Source organism: Lichenibacterium ramalinae (assembly GCF_004137085.1).
GTDB classification, from domain to species: domain Bacteria; phylum Pseudomonadota; class Alphaproteobacteria; order Rhizobiales; family Beijerinckiaceae; genus Lichenihabitans; species Lichenihabitans ramalinae.
Window position 1 is genome coordinate 22,548 of sequence record NZ_QYBC01000018.1, and the last position, 12,740, is coordinate 35,287.

15 protein-coding genes are annotated in these 12,740 nt (G+C 72.1%); 5 read left to right on the forward strand and 10 right to left on the reverse strand.

Translation table 11 applies throughout. The annotated features are described in order from the left end of the window. Window positions 1–80: 80 nt before the first annotated feature. A complete protein-coding gene (locus D3272_RS27445) occupies window positions 81–224 on the forward strand; it encodes a hypothetical protein (protein WP_165361427.1) in 144 nt (47 codons plus the stop codon). Between the two features lie 10 nt (window positions 225–234). Here the strand turns inward: D3272_RS27445 and D3272_RS19720 are convergent, their stop codons facing one another. Together D3272_RS19720 and D3272_RS19725 are read right to left on the reverse strand one after the other, a co-directional pair. Beyond that, complete coding sequence (locus D3272_RS19720; protein WP_129220934.1) at window positions 235–525, reverse strand: hypothetical protein; 291 nt, start codon at window positions 523–525, stop codon at window positions 235–237. Between the two features lie 397 nt (window positions 526–922). Further along, on the reverse strand, window positions 923–2,044 hold the full coding sequence (locus D3272_RS19725; protein ID WP_129220935.1) for an extracellular catalytic domain type 1 short-chain-length polyhydroxyalkanoate depolymerase: 1,122 nt from the start codon (window positions 2,042–2,044) through the stop codon (window positions 923–925). A 440-nt stretch (window positions 2,045–2,484) separates the two neighbouring features. Here D3272_RS19725 and D3272_RS19730 point away from each other — a divergent pair, with 440 nt between their 5' ends. Both D3272_RS19730 and D3272_RS19735 read left to right on the forward strand, forming a co-directional pair. Beyond that, window positions 2,485–3,345 (forward strand): SDR family NAD(P)-dependent oxidoreductase, encoded by an 861-nt coding sequence (locus D3272_RS19730; protein WP_129220936.1) that lies wholly within the window; start codon window positions 2,485–2,487, stop codon window positions 3,343–3,345. 164 nt (window positions 3,346–3,509) lie between these two features. Then, window positions 3,510–5,288 carry a hypothetical protein gene (locus D3272_RS19735; RefSeq protein ID WP_129220937.1) on the forward strand — a complete coding sequence of 593 codons (1,779 nt, stop codon included), beginning with the start codon at window positions 3,510–3,512 and terminating at the stop codon, window positions 5,286–5,288. Between the two features lie 111 nt (window positions 5,289–5,399). Here D3272_RS19735 and D3272_RS19740 read toward each other — a convergent pair whose 3' ends face one another. The 8 genes from D3272_RS19740 to D3272_RS19775 all read right to left on the reverse strand — a co-directional run bounded on the left by D3272_RS19740 (window position 5,400) and on the right by D3272_RS19775 (window position 10,951). After that, complete coding sequence (locus D3272_RS19740; protein WP_129220938.1) at window positions 5,400–6,419, reverse strand: alpha/beta fold hydrolase; 1,020 nt, start codon at window positions 6,417–6,419, stop codon at window positions 5,400–5,402. 34 nt (window positions 6,420–6,453) lie between these two features. Continuing rightward, window positions 6,454–7,191 carry a tetratricopeptide repeat protein gene (locus D3272_RS19745; protein WP_129220939.1) on the reverse strand — a complete coding sequence of 246 codons (738 nt, stop codon included), beginning with the start codon at window positions 7,189–7,191 and terminating at the stop codon, window positions 6,454–6,456. Window positions 7,192–7,356: 165 nt separating this feature from the next. Beyond that, entirely contained in the window at window positions 7,357–7,482 is a 126-nt protein-coding gene (ykgO, locus tag D3272_RS19750) for a type B 50S ribosomal protein L36 (protein ID WP_012590802.1), read from the reverse strand. Between the two features lie 118 nt (window positions 7,483–7,600). After that, window positions 7,601–8,662 (reverse strand): alkene reductase, encoded by a 1,062-nt coding sequence (locus D3272_RS19755; RefSeq protein WP_129220940.1) that lies wholly within the window; start codon window positions 8,660–8,662, stop codon window positions 7,601–7,603. 102 nt (window positions 8,663–8,764) lie between these two features. Then, window positions 8,765–9,382: a 2,3-bisphosphoglycerate-dependent phosphoglycerate mutase gene (locus D3272_RS19760; RefSeq protein WP_129220941.1), complete on the reverse strand. Its 618-nt coding sequence runs from the start codon at window positions 9,380–9,382 to the stop codon at window positions 8,765–8,767. A 25-nt stretch (window positions 9,383–9,407) separates the two neighbouring features. Next, the gene (gene dapB / locus D3272_RS19765; RefSeq protein ID WP_245496686.1) at window positions 9,408–10,223 is read right to left on the reverse strand and encodes a 4-hydroxy-tetrahydrodipicolinate reductase; all 816 of its coding nucleotides are present in this window, start codon (window positions 10,221–10,223) and stop codon (window positions 9,408–9,410) included. Between the two features lie 45 nt (window positions 10,224–10,268). Then, window positions 10,269–10,613, reverse strand: a complete 345-nt coding sequence (locus tag D3272_RS19770) for a hypothetical protein (protein ID WP_129220942.1) — start codon at window positions 10,611–10,613, stop codon at window positions 10,269–10,271. A 59-nt stretch (window positions 10,614–10,672) separates the two neighbouring features. Next, the gene (locus D3272_RS19775) at window positions 10,673–10,951 is read right to left on the reverse strand and encodes a BolA family protein (protein WP_129220943.1); all 279 of its coding nucleotides are present in this window, start codon (window positions 10,949–10,951) and stop codon (window positions 10,673–10,675) included. 98 nt (window positions 10,952–11,049) lie between these two features. Here D3272_RS19775 and D3272_RS19780 point away from each other — a divergent pair, with 98 nt between their 5' ends. Continuing rightward, window positions 11,050–11,679 carry a J domain-containing protein gene (locus D3272_RS19780; protein ID WP_129220944.1) on the forward strand — a complete coding sequence of 210 codons (630 nt, stop codon included), beginning with the start codon at window positions 11,050–11,052 and terminating at the stop codon, window positions 11,677–11,679. A gap of 58 nt (window positions 11,680–11,737) precedes the next feature. Next, complete coding sequence (gene cobS, locus D3272_RS19785) at window positions 11,738–12,727, forward strand: cobaltochelatase subunit CobS (RefSeq protein WP_129220945.1); 990 nt, start codon at window positions 11,738–11,740, stop codon at window positions 12,725–12,727. The last annotated feature ends 13 nt before the right edge of the window (window positions 12,728–12,740 follow it).

A 12,740-nucleotide genomic window follows, 5' to 3' on the forward strand; every position in this document is an offset into this window, starting at 1 on the left:
CAGGCGCAGGGCGGCGGCCGCGGCCCATCAAGGGTCCGTTCACATTCGAATCGTATCTTCGCTGTCAGGAGGATGATGCGATGATCCTGGCCGCCCTCGCCGCCGTCCATGCTTCGCCCGCGCTGCTGGCGATGGGCTTCTCGATCCTGCTCGTGGTGTCGCTGGTGGCGGCCGAGGAGGCCGAACGGCGGACGGACGACCGCCCGGAGGAGCGCGGCGTCTGAGCCGCCCGCGTCAGCTCACGACGCCCTGTTTCAGGCGCTCCAGCGCCACCAGGCCCGAGCGTCCCGCATCCACGGGACTGCTGAACCGGCCGGGGCTCTGCGCCACCGGCTGGATGTGGCCGAACCGGCGGATCTGCCAACCGAAGCCGGTCGGCGTCTCGGCCGCCCGCACCACCACCATGACGAGGTTGTGGTCCTCCGGGAACTGCAGCCTGTGCTCGCGTTTGCGCTGCCGTGCCAAAGCGGCAGCTTCCCGCGCCGCCTCGGTGAAGTGGCGGCGCGTCTTGCTGGTCGACGCCATCGGTCCCAACCTCGACTTTCCAGCCGCCCGGAGATCCGTCCCGCGGACCCACGCCTGCGACGCCGTGTTGCCGGCCGCGCCCGCGGCGACACGGGATCGCGACGTTGGCGACCCCACGGCAGGATAGGAGCAAGTGCCGGCCGATCCAGCATTCACATGGGATAAGCTTCGGCGCCCCTAGAGCGCTTTCGCCTTCGGCCCATTCGCTCCGGCTCCGAATCGAGATCAGTGTCGTCGGCTTCGAGTCGCCAAGGCGACTCGGGGAAAGCCGATACTGCTCCAGGGCAAGGATCACGGCCGGCGCCCGTCGATCGACTTGAGCTTGGCCTTTAAACTGGACTGCGTTGCTCTGTGGCGATTGGACGCGTTGCAGATAAGGGACGGTTTTGCCCGCCCTTCAAGGCGTGCGGGGCGCGGCCGGGCCGACATGTTCGGCGAAGAAGCGCAGCATCTCGCCCGACGCATCCGGGCCGTGCGGGTCGGTATAGGACCCGGCCGCATCGCCGCCCGCCCAGGCATGGCCGGCGCTGCGGATGGCCCATTGCTCGACGAGGGCGCGCCCGTCGGCATCGAGGAAGCGGGTGCGGCGATAGGCGTGGCCGCCCGGCGCGACGCCGTCCTCGGCCTCGCGCAGCACGGTCGCGGCCTGGATCGCCTGGGTCGCCACGGCGTCGCCGTTGACGGGATGGACGGTGCCGTCGCGGTCGCCGTGGAACACGATGGTGGGCACGGCGGCGGTGGCGGCAGCGCCGGCCGGGGAAGCACTGCCCTGCCGCATGGCCGAGAAGGCCGAGGCCATGTCGTGGGCCGCCCCGCAGGCGAGGCCCGAATGGACCCCCACGGCGGCGTAGAGATCCGGATAGGCCTGGCCCATCGTGGCGGCGAGGGCGCCCCCGGCCGAGAGCCCGGCGACGTAGACCCGGGCGGGATCGACGGGGTGGCGCGCCATGACGTCGCGCGTGATGCCGGCGATGAGGGCCGGCTCGCCGCGATCCCGGTGCTGGTCCCCGTCGTTGAACCAGTTCCAGCACTTCTGGCCATTGGCGGCCGTGGTCTGCCCCGGGTAGCACACCAGGAAGCCGTCGCGCTCGGCCCAGGCGTTCATGCGCGTGCCGGCGGCGAAGTCGTCGGGGGACTGGCTGCAGCCGTGCAGCATCACGACGAGCGGCATGGCGATGCCGGCCTCGGCGCAGGCCGGGACGTACAGTTTGTAAGGCCGGCTGCCGGCGGGACCGGCGAAGCGCGCTTCCGTGAAACTGCCGACGGCCGAGCCGGCCGGGGGCGGCGCCGGCGCCTTGGCGGGGGGCGTGAAGGGATTGAAGGCGCAGAAGCTGTCGAAGGCGTCCTGCATGTCCGACATCATGCCGTCGAAGAGGCTGGCCGGCGCGGCGGCACGGGCCGCCGGCGGCGCGGCGTCGTCGAGAAGGCCGCGCTTGACCACCGTCGCGGCTTCGCCGAGACGGCCCGCGCGCACCAGCCGGGTGGCGCCGATCATCCCGGCTCGAAACATTTGCGTCATGGGTGCCGTATCCTCGTCGTTCCGCCAGGCGGAAAAAGTCGGGGGCGCCGGACCGGCCGCCCCTGGCGGAGGCGCGCGGGATGCGCCTCCTTCGTCGCGGGCGGGTGGGAGCCGCCTGCCGCGCCTTGAGACGGCGTCGTTGTTGCGCCGCACAATGATATGCGACGCCGTTTATTGCAATGCACGGGCCGCGTCGGAGTTGCCTGACGCCCCTGCACGGCAGGTCTGCCCCCGGCGGGCAGGGCGGGACTGAGGGAGCGTGGCAGGCGCCGATGCCGCAGGATCGGCGGCGGGGCTTTCGGGGGCCTGACGCCGCGCGGCGGCGCTTTCCTGGGCCTGACGCCGCGCGGCGGCGCCGTGGCGCGTGGCCTTGGAGGAACGATCGGCGGCCCGGAGCTTTATCGGTTCTGCCCGTGTCCGCGGGCCACAGGAGACGTCCCATGCAGCACCATCCCGCCATCGCATCCGGCCGGACGGCCGTCATCACCGGGGGCGCCAGCGGCATCGGCCTCGCGGCCGGCAAGCGCCTGGCCGGGCTGGGCCTCAACGTGGTCCTGGCGGATCTCGCCGGCGACAGGCTCGAGGCGGCCCGGGCCGCCGTCGTGGCGGCGGCATCGGCAGCCGGCGCGCCGGACGGGGCCGCGACGGTCCGCGCCGTGCCGACCGACGTCGGCCGCATCGACGACCTGCGCGCCCTGAAGGACGCCGCCTATGGCGCGTTCGGCGACGTCGCCGTGCTGATGAACAATGCCGCCGTCAGCCCGGTCGGCAAGCCGTGGGACGCCTACGAGGACTGGCAGAGGCTCATCGCCACCAATCTGTGGGGCGTGATCAACGGCGTGCAGGCCTTCGCGCCCGCCATGCTGGCCGCCGGCAAGCCCGCCGCCATCGTCAACACCGGCTCGAAACAGGGCATCACGACGCCGCCCGGCAACGCCGCCTACAATACCAGCAAGGCCGGCGTGAAGGTCTTCACGGAAGCGACCGCCTACGAGTTGCGCCAGACGCCCGGCTGCCCCGTGACGGCTCACCTGCTCATCCCGGGCTTCACCCACACGGGCCTGACGGGCACCGAGGAGAAGCCCGCCGCCGCCTGGACGGCCGAGCAGGTAGTAGATTTCATGCTGGCCTCGATGGCGAGCGGCGACTTCTACATCCTGTGCCCGGACAACGACGTCGACCGCGCGACGGACGAGAAGCGCATGGCCTGGGCCATCGGGGACGTCATCGAGAACCGTCCGGCGCTGTCGCGCTGGCACCCCGACCACAAGGAGGCCTTCGCACGCTTCATGGGATCCTGAAGCCTGCCGCGGCCGCGCCGCGCAATGGAGTCCTGAAGCCCTGCGGCTGCCGCCGGCGCCCCCCAGGATGTGAAACGCCCTCGCCTTCACGCCCGAAAGCGTGTTCAGCATGCGCCGGCCACCGCCGGCGGGGCGGACGGCGTGGCGAAGGCGACGGGACTGCGATGGACGACGGGTCGACGGCAATCGCGGCGGGTCGCCGGGGCGAAGAGGCCGGACAGCGCGAGGTCGGCCCCGGCCGCCGGTCCGGCCGGCCGGCGCCGCCGCGCCAGTGGCTCGTCCGGGCGGCCGCGGCGATTTCCGCCGTCGCCGCCGCCGCCACGCTCGCCTTCACAGTCGCGACGGCCTATCGCCTCCACGTCCCGCTGCCCTACTGGGACGAGTGGTACAACATCCTGCACTTCCGCAGTTTCGCCGAAGGGCGATACGGGCTCGCCGACCTCGCCTCGCAGCACAACGAGCACCGCCTGCTGGTGCCGCGCCTGTTCTTCTTCGCCGATGAGATGGGGTTTCGCCTGTCCGGCCTCTTCGACCTGACGGTGACGTTCGTCCTGCAGGCCGCCAATGCCGCCATCCTGATCCTGCTGATGCGCCGCGGCGTGGCGCGATCCGCACCGCGCCTGCTGCTGGTGGGCTTCGTGCTGCTCCTGCTGTTCACGCTGCGGCAGGAACAGAACTTCACCAACGGCTTCCAGCTGCAGTTCGTCGGCGTCTTCACCGCCGCCGCCCTGGCGGCGCTGGCCTATGGGGCGGCGCTGGAGCGCTTCGGCGCCGGCCGGCGCCGCGCGTCGCTGCCGTTCTTCGCCCTCGCCGCCCTGGCCTCGGCCGTGTCGGCCTATACGATGGCCAACGGCGTCATGACGGGCTTCGTCCTGGCCGTCGCGGCCCTGCTGCGCGGCGCCCCGCTGCGCGTCCCCCTCGCTACCGCGCTGCTGTCGCTGCTGCTGGCGGCGCTGTTCTTCCACGGCTACGTGCCCGGCGGCGGCAGCCTGCCGGCCGGCGAGATCCCCTCGCACCTCCTGGCCTATCCGCGCTTCGTCACCGCCTACCTCGGCAACCCGCTGGGCGACGACCTGCGGGCCGCCCAGGCGCTCGGCCTCGTCGGCCTGGGGCTCGCCGCCGCCGCGGCCTTCAGCGTCGCGACCGGGCGCCGGCGCGACGCCGAAGGCCTGGTGCTGCTCACCGTGGCGGGCTTCATCCTGGCCACCGCCGCCGTCACGGCCTACGGGCGGGTCGCGGCCGGCAGCCACCAGGCCTTCGAAAGCCGCTACGCGACACCGTCCCTGATCTTCTGGTGCGCCATCGTCCTGTTCTGGTTCCCGGCTCTGGTCCGGCCCGGCCGCGCGACGCTCGGCGCCATCGCCCTCGGCACCCTGATGCTGCTGCTCGGCCTCGCCGCCTGCTGGTCCGAGGCGACCGCCTGGCCCGCCCTCGCGGCCCGGACGGCGGCGCTGCGCCACGTGGCGGACAGCCTGCTCGCCGGCCTCTACGACGCCGAGGCGGCCGGCACCTACGAGAACACCACCGCCGAGGAGGTGGTGGGCTTCGCCCCCTTCCTGCGCGAGCACCGGCTGGCGGTCTTCGCCGGTGCCGATTATGCGGCCCTCGGCCGGCCCCTGGAGCCGCTCGCGCCCGCCGGCAGCTGCGCGGGCACGGTCGTGGCGCGGGCCGATCCGGCGCTCGGCGCGGACGGCGTCCGCCTGTCGGGGACGGCCCGGGACGCCGCGACGCGCCGGGCCCCGACCCGTCTCTTCGTCACGGCTGCGGGGAGGGTCGTCGGCTTCGGCTCGGCCTCGGTGCCGGGCGTGCCGTCGCGGCTCTGGACCGGCTACGCCAAAGCGCGCCCGGGCGATGCCCTGCAGGCCGTGGCGCAGCGGCCGGACGGTTCGCTCTGCACCATCGGCGAGGCCGTCGTGGCATCGCCGGACCCGGCCGGGGGCTGAGGCCGCGGGGATGGATGGCCCTTGCTCCCAGACGAAGCGGCATCGCCGCCCGTCATCCCGGGAGCATCAGGCGCGGGTCCATGACGTGATCGACCCCGACCGCAGCGCGGCTCAGCGCGCGGCGGCCTCGGGCACCGGCAGCGCGGCATGGGGGGCGACCGCGCCCCGGCCCATGCGCTCCGCCACGGCCGCGATGGCGTCGACCACGACCGCTGGGTCGGACCATTGCGGGGAGTGACCCCGTCCGGGCAGCAGCGCGATGGTGGTGCCGGGGAGTTCGCGCACCAGCCGCTCGGCGTGGAAGGAGGCCGGCACGATGCCGTCGCTGTCGCCCGCCACGATGGCGACCGGGACCGCGATGCCGGGCAGGCGCGGGCCGAGCCCGGTGACGAAGGCGTGCAGGTGGAACACGTCCGTCGCGTTGTTCTCGAACTCGGCGGGCCGCAGCACCAGCGCCACGCCCGTGAGGGCGGCGAAGTCCGGCGGCGGCGCCTGGGGGGTGAAGACCGAGGCGATGCCGGCCGGCATCAGCAGCTGGCCGAACGGCATGGTCAGGATGTGGGTGAAGGCCGGGCCGAGCCAGCGCGACGCCGCCGGCCCGTAGTACCATTCGATGCCGGTCGGCCACGGATAGAGCACGGGCGACAGCAGCACGATGCCGCCGGTGACGTCGCGGTGGTCGAGCGCGAAGACCGCCGCCAAGGCCCCGCTCCAGCTGTGGCCCACCATGATGGCGTCGGACACGTCGAGGCGCTTCAGCCCGGCCGCGATGAGGTCGGCCTGGCGCGCGGGCGAGGAGTCGGGCTCCTCGCCGCCGGGCCGATCGCTCCAGCCATGGCCGGGCCGGTCGAAGGCGAGGACGCGGAAGCCGAGCGCGGCCAGACGGTCGCCGATCGGCACCATCAGGTCGGCCTGGTTGCCGCTGGCGCCGTGCAGCAGCACCACGGTGCCCCGGGCAGGGCCCGCCGGAACGCGCTCGGTATAGTGCAGCCGGGCGCCCGGGCCCACGGCGACGAAGCGGCCGCGCGGCGGGAATCGCCGCTCGATGACGCCCGTCTGCCAGAACGTGTAGAGCCAGCCACCGGCCGCGAGGAGCAGGACGGCGACGGCGAGGCCGATCGGGATCTTCATCGGGCCGGATCCGGCACCGGCGGGCGCGGAGCCGTCAAAGGTCCTGCCCTTCCACCGTCGGGGCCAGCTTGTCGACGGCCTTTCGCACGTCGCCGTCCTGCGGATAGACGGCGAGGGCGCGGCGCAGCGCCTTCAGGGCGGCGGCGTCCTCGCCGTGCCGCTCCAGGATGAAACCCATGCCGCTCAGCGCCCCGAAATGGCGGGGCTCCAGCACCAGCACGTGGCTGATGTCCTCCATGGAGCCGGTGTCGTCGTTCTCGAGGAAGCGCAGCGTGGCGCGCTTGTTCCAGGCTTCCGCCCAGCCGGGCGCGAGGTCGATGATCTTGTCGAGAAGCGCCGCCGCGACGTCGCGACGGTCGCCGTTCATCGCCGCGACCGCGCGCGTCATCAGCAGGTCCGCCGTGTCGGACCCCGATTCCATCCAAAGCCGTTCCACCATGCCGGCGACGGCGTGGGCTTCGGCCTCGTCCTGCGCCCTGGCGAGGCGGCCGAGCAGCTTGTCCAGCGCTTCGGCGCGGGTCGGCGCCCGATCGGGCTTCGGCGCCGTAACCTCGGCCGCATCGGCGCCCGGCGGGCCGGGCCGGTCGGGCGCCCCGTCGGACCCGGGCAGGGGGCGCCCCGGCCGCGCCTGCAGGCCGGGGAGGGGCGGGACGATGTCGCCGAGGCCGCGGCGGAAGAACGGGAGCGGCGCGCCGGGCCCGCCGGGATCGGGGGCGGCGGCGACCGGCACGGCGACGGGGAGAAAGGCCGCCAATGCGGCGCCGATGGTCATGCGATAGCCCATCGCCCCAAGATAGGGAGGAGGTGCCACCCCGTCAAAGACGGGGCCGGCGGCGAAACCCCGCAAGGCGGCGCCCCGACGACGAGACCCCCGAACGACGAAACCCCGGAACGGGCGTTCCGGGGTTCGTCAGGACGTCACGGTCGCGAAACGCGTTCAGCCCTGGCGGGCCTTGTAGCGCTTCTGGGTCTTGTTGATGATGTAGACCCGGCCCTTGCGGCGCACGAGCTGGTTGTCGCGGTGACGTCCGCGGAGCGACTTCAAGGAATTGCGGACCTTCATCACAGCACCCGATCAAAAGAAAGGCGGCGGGATAACCCGCCGCGTCTGCCGCTGCTATGCCCGATCGCGCGGCCGCGATCAAGCCCCAAGATGGTGCCGGGAGCGCGGCACCCGCCGCTCAGGCGGCGTCGAGCGCCGGATAGTCCGTGTAGCCCTCGGGGCCCGACCCATAGAAGGTTTCGGGCTTGGGGGCGTTCAGCGGGGCGTCCTCGCGGAAGCGGCGCACGAGGTCCGGGTTGGCGATGTAGAGCTTGCCGAACGCGACCGCATCGGCCTCGTTGTCGGCCAGCACCCGCACGGCATCGGCCTTCGAGAAGAGCTCGTTCTCGATATAGAGGCCGCCGAAGGCGCGCTTGATCGCCGCCCCGAGGCTGTCGTCGCCGAGCTTCTCACGGGCGCAGATGAAGGCGACCTTCCGGGCCCCGAGTTCGCGCGCCACGTAGGTGAAGGTGCCGAGCGGGTCGGAATCGCCCATGTCGTGCGCGTCGCGCCGCGGCGCCAGATGCATGCCGACGCGCTCCGCACCCCAGACCGCGATGCAGGCGTCCGTCACTTCCAGCATCAGCCGGGCCCGGTTCTCGATCGGCCCGCCGTAATCGTCGTCGCGCAGGTTGGTCTTGTCCTGCAGGAACTGGTCCAGCAGGTACCCGTTGGCGCCGTGGACCTCGACCCCGTCGAAGCCCGCCCGCTTGGCGTTCTCGGCACCCCTGCGGTAGGCCGCCACGACGCCCGGGATCTCGGCGATCTCCAGAGCGCGCGGGGTTTCAAATGCCTTCGTGGGCCGCACCAGGCTGACGTGGCCGGCGGGCTTCACGGCGCTCGGCGCCACGGGGAGGCGGCCGCCGAGATAGCTCGGGTCCGAGATGCGGCCGACGTGCCAGAGCTGCATGAAGATGCGGCCACCCGCCTCGTGCACGGCTTGGCTCACGAGCTTCCAGCCCTCGACCTGTTCGTCCGACCAGATGCCGGGCGTGTCGGGATAACCGACGCCCTCGTCGGTGACGCTGGTGGCTTCGGACAGGATCAGCCCGGCCGTGGCGCGCTGGCGGTAATAGTCCGCCATCAGCGCGTTGGGGACGCGTCCGCCGCCGCCGGCGCGGCAGCGCGTCAGGGGCGCCATCACGATGCGGTTCGGCAGGCGGAGGTCGCCGATGGTGAGGGGATCGAAGAGGTCGGCCAAGCTGGTCTCCCGGCAAAAGGGTGGCAGGTCGGCCGAGACATGGGGATGCCATCGCGCAGGGTAAGGCCGCGCTCAAGCCCGCAGGGCAGCCCTGCGCGGCCGTCAGGGCTTGAGCACCTGCTTGCTGTCGACCGTCGAATCGGCCTTCAGCCGGTAGACGATCGGCACGCCGGTCTCGAGCTCGACGCCGACGATGCCCTCGGGAGACAGCCCGTCCAGCACCATGATGAGCGCGCGAAGCGAGTTGCCGTGCGCCGCCACCAGCACCTTTTGGCCCGACAGGACGCGCGGCAGGATGCGCTGGTTGTAGTAGGGCAGGGCGCGCGCCACGGTGTCGCGCAGGCTTTCGCCGCCGGGCGGATTGATGTCGTAGGAGCGGCGCCAGACGTGGACTTGGTCGGCGCCCCACTTCTCGCGGGCCTCGTCCTTGTTGAGGCCCGACAGGTCGCCGTAGTCGCGCTCGTTCAAGGCCTTATCGGCGATCGTGTCCAGCCCCTCCTGGCCCACCTCGCCGAGCACGAGGCGGCAGGTGTGCTGGGCCCGGCCAAGGGCGGAGGTGAAGGCGACGTCGAAGGGGCCGACGCCCTTCAGCGCGCGGCCGCCGGCCTTGGCCTCCTCGATGCCCTTCGGCGTCAGCTCCGGGTCCTTCCAGCCGGTGAAGAGGTTCTTCAGGTTCCAGTCGGACTGGCCGTGGCGGATGAGGACGAGCAGGCGGTCCATGGGGGATCCCATCGCTGGTTCGGGGTCAGGAGGCGGCAAGGTCGAGCACGTCGGCCATGCTGTAAAGCCCGGGCCGGCGCCCCCGCGCCCACAGCGCCGCCTTCACGGCGCCGCGGGCGAAGAGCGAGCGGTCCTCGGCGCGGTGGTTGAGCTCGATGCGCTCGCCGTCGCCGGCGAAGACGACCGAATGCTCGCCCACCACGGTGCCGCCGCGCAGGGCCGCGAAGCCGATGGTGCCGGCTTCGCGCGCGCCCGTGATGCCGTCGCGACCCCGCACGGCCGCCTCGGCGAGGCTGGTGCCGCGGCCCTCGGCGGCGGCTTCGCCGAGGAGCAGCGCGGTGCCCGAGGGGGCGTCGACCTTGCCGCGATGGTGCATCTCGGCGATCTCGATGTCCCACTCGGTGCCGAGCGTCCGCGCGGCGCGGCGCACCAGGGCGGCGAGGAGGTTGACGCCGAGGCTCATGTTGCCCGACCGCACCAGGGGGGCATGGCGCGCCGCGGCCTCGAGCCGGGCGAGATCGGCGGCGACGAGCCCCGTCGTGCCGATGACGTGGGCGATGCGGGCCTGGGCCGCCAGCATGGCGAAATGCACCGTGGCGTCGGGCAGGGTGAAGTCGAGCACGCCGTCGGCGGCCACGAAGGCTTCGAGCGGGTCCTCCGTCACCGGGACCCCGATGGGGCCGAGGCCCGCCAGCATGCCGGCATCCTGGCCGAGCGCGGGAGACCCGGCGCGCGCCAGCGCGGCCGACAGCATCACGCCCGGCGTCGCCTGGACGGCCGCCACCAGCATGCGACCCATCCGGCCGCCGGCTCCGGTGACGACGAGCCGCATGTCCGACATGGTTTGGATCTCCCGCGCGCCGTGGAATGCGGCCGAGCGCGGGTCTTAGAGCAGGATCGCCTTTCGTGGAATCGCCTTGACGATGGCAAGCCGACGGCACCGGACACGATCGGCGAGCGAGGTCGCCGAAGGCGACGGGGCTCCGGAGCAGACCGCGGCGAGGCATGGGAGGCACCGATCGCGCCTCGACCGCTGCAGCCCCACCGCCTTGCGCAGGGGTTCGGCCATGCGCTCGCGCCAGTCCGGCCCGTCGGCGCGGAAGGCCACCACGTCGCCGGGCAGGTCGCGGTCGACGTGCTCGCGGCTCGTGGCCAGCGCGGCGGACATGGCGGCCCGGCCCTCGGCTTCGCCGACCACGCGCCCGCCGAACCGCCACGCGACGAGCGACATGGCGGCACTCGGACCGGCGACCACGGACGAAGCCTGGAAAAGGTCGATGCCCCGCCCCGTCAGCGCCCCGCCTCGCCCGGCGCCCACGCCTCGATGGCGAGGGCGTGGATGCCGTCGGGGCGCAGTTCGTCGGCCAGCAGCGCGTTGATGGCGCGGTGGCGGTCGACGCGGCTGCGGCCCGCGAAGGCTTCCGCCGTCACCCGCACGCGGAAATGCGACTCGCCCGAGGGCCGCGAGCCCATGTGGCCGGCGTGCTGGTGGGACTCGTCGAGCACTTCGAGCGCCTCGGGTCGGAGTTCCCGGGTCAGCGTCGCCACGATTCTGTCCTTAACGGTCATGATACCAAATCCTCGGCAGGCAAGGGTTGCGGGGCGGGGCAGGGATGCGTCGCGGCCCGCCTTGCGACGCCCGCGATCTCCCCCATAATAGGCCGGTGATGAACCTCAACTCGCACCATTTCGATCGCATCCGCTCCAAAAGCGCGGGCAAGAGCGGCAAGGCCGCCGCCGTGCCGTCGACGACGCCGTGCGATCACCCGGGTTGCGACAAGGCGGGCGACTTCCGCGCGCCGCAGGGGCGCGACCGCGAGGGCCAATATTTCTGCTTCTGCATCGATCACGTGCGGGAGTACAATGCCACCTACGATTATTTCAGCGGCATGAGCGACGACGCCGTCGCCCGCTACCAGAAGGAGGCCCTGGTCGGCCATCGGCCGACCTGGAACATGGGGGTCAACCGCGCCGCCGGCGAGGCGGGATCGCCCGACGACCTCCATCCCGACAGCCTCGGCATCTTCCGGGCGCGCGCCCGGCAGGGGCAGGCCGAGGCGCCGCGCCGCCCGCGCTATTCCATCGCCACCACCAAGGCCCTGACCACGATGGGGCTCGACGACACGGCGGATGCTGCCGCCGTGAAGGCCCGCTACAAGCAGTTGGTCAAGCAATTGCATCCCGACGCCAACGGCGGCGATCGGTCCAGCGAAGACAAATTGCGCGACATCATCCGCGCCTATAACTTCCTCAAGACCATCAAGCTTTCGCCACCGGGCGCCGCGGCGTCCCGGTAAAACCCCAAGAAGCCCAGGAGCGGGCGCCGCACCCTCGCGGGGCGGGCTCGGAGGATCGATGCAGAACGCCACTTCAGATACGCAGGCCCTTCCCGACACGACGGTCTCGGTCCGTGATGTCTTCGGCATCGACATCGACATGCGCGTGCCTGCCTATTCGCGCACAGAAGAGCATGTCCCCGATTCGGACCGGGACTACCTCTTCGACCGCGACACGACCCTCGCCATCCTGGCGGGTTTCGCCCGCAACCGCCGCGTCATGATCACGGGCTACCACGGCACCGGCAAGTCGACCCACGTCGAGCAGGTGGCGGCTCGCCTCAACTGGCCCTGCATCCGCATCAACCTCGACAGCCACGTGTCGCGCGTCGATCTCGTCGGCAAGGACGCCATCGTCCTGCAGGACGGCAAGCAGATCACGGAGTTCCGCGACGGCATGCTGCCCTGGGCGCTGCAGAACAACGTCGCGCTGTGCTTCGACGAATACGACGCCGGCCGGCCCGACGTGATGTTCGTGATCCAGCGCGTGCTGGAACTGTCGGGCCGCCTGACGCTGCTCGACCAGAAGCGCGTGATCAAGCCGCACCCGGCCTTCCGGATGTTCGCGACCGCCAACACGGTGGGTCTCGGCGACACGTCGGGCCTGTATCACGGCACCCAGCAGATCAACCAGGGCCAGATGGACCGCTGGTCGATCGTTACGACGCTCAACTACCTGCCGCACGACCGCGAGGTCGACATCGTCCAGGCCAAGGCGCCCCATTACCAGGGTTCCAAGGAGGGGCGCGACATCGTCAACAAGATGGTGCGGGTGGCGGACCTCACCCGCAACGCCTTCACGGCGGGCGACCTGTCGACCGTGATGAGCCCCCGCACCGTCATCACCTGGGCGGAGAACGCCGAGATCTTCGGCGACATCGGATTCGCGTTCCGGCTGACCTTCCTCAACAAGTGCGACGAGCTGGAGCGGTCGCTGGTGGCGGAATTCTACCAGCGCTCCTTCGGCAAGGAACTGCCGGAAAGCGCCGTCAACGTCGCGCTGAGCTGAAGCCGACGCCGCC

Bases quoted from the DNA above. Each gene is read 5' to 3' on its own strand.
- D3272_RS27445 (WP_165361427.1), top strand. From the start codon at position 81: ATGATCCTGGCCGCCCTCGCCGCCGTCCATGCTTCGCCCGCGCTGCTG.
- D3272_RS19720 (WP_129220934.1), bottom strand. From the start codon at position 525: ATGGCGTCGACCAGCAAGACGCGCCGCCACTTCACCGAGGCGGCGCGG.
- D3272_RS19725 (WP_129220935.1), bottom strand. From the start codon at position 2,044: ATGACGCAAATGTTTCGAGCCGGGATGATCGGCGCCACCCGGCTGGTG.
- D3272_RS19730 (WP_129220936.1), top strand. From the start codon at position 2,485: ATGCAGCACCATCCCGCCATCGCATCCGGCCGGACGGCCGTCATCACC.
- D3272_RS19735 (WP_129220937.1), top strand. From the start codon at position 3,510: ATGGACGACGGGTCGACGGCAATCGCGGCGGGTCGCCGGGGCGAAGAG.
- D3272_RS19740 (WP_129220938.1), bottom strand. From the start codon at position 6,419: ATGAAGATCCCGATCGGCCTCGCCGTCGCCGTCCTGCTCCTCGCGGCC.
- D3272_RS19745 (WP_129220939.1), bottom strand. From the start codon at position 7,191: ATGACCATCGGCGCCGCATTGGCGGCCTTTCTCCCCGTCGCCGTGCCG.
- ykgO (WP_012590802.1), bottom strand. From the start codon at position 7,482: ATGAAGGTCCGCAATTCCTTGAAGTCGCTCCGCGGACGTCACCGCGAC.
- D3272_RS19760 (WP_129220941.1), bottom strand. From the start codon at position 9,382: ATGGACCGCCTGCTCGTCCTCATCCGCCACGGCCAGTCCGACTGGAAC.
- dapB (WP_245496686.1), bottom strand. From the start codon at position 10,223: ATGTCGGACATGCGGCTCGTCGTCACCGGAGCCGGCGGCCGGATGGGT.
- D3272_RS19770 (WP_129220942.1), bottom strand. From the start codon at position 10,613: ATGTCGCTCGTCGCGTGGCGGTTCGGCGGGCGCGTGGTCGGCGAAGCC.
- D3272_RS19775 (WP_129220943.1), bottom strand. From the start codon at position 10,951: ATGACCGTTAAGGACAGAATCGTGGCGACGCTGACCCGGGAACTCCGA.
- D3272_RS19780 (WP_129220944.1), top strand. From the start codon at position 11,050: ATGAACCTCAACTCGCACCATTTCGATCGCATCCGCTCCAAAAGCGCG.
- cobS (WP_129220945.1), top strand. From the start codon at position 11,738: ATGCAGAACGCCACTTCAGATACGCAGGCCCTTCCCGACACGACGGTC.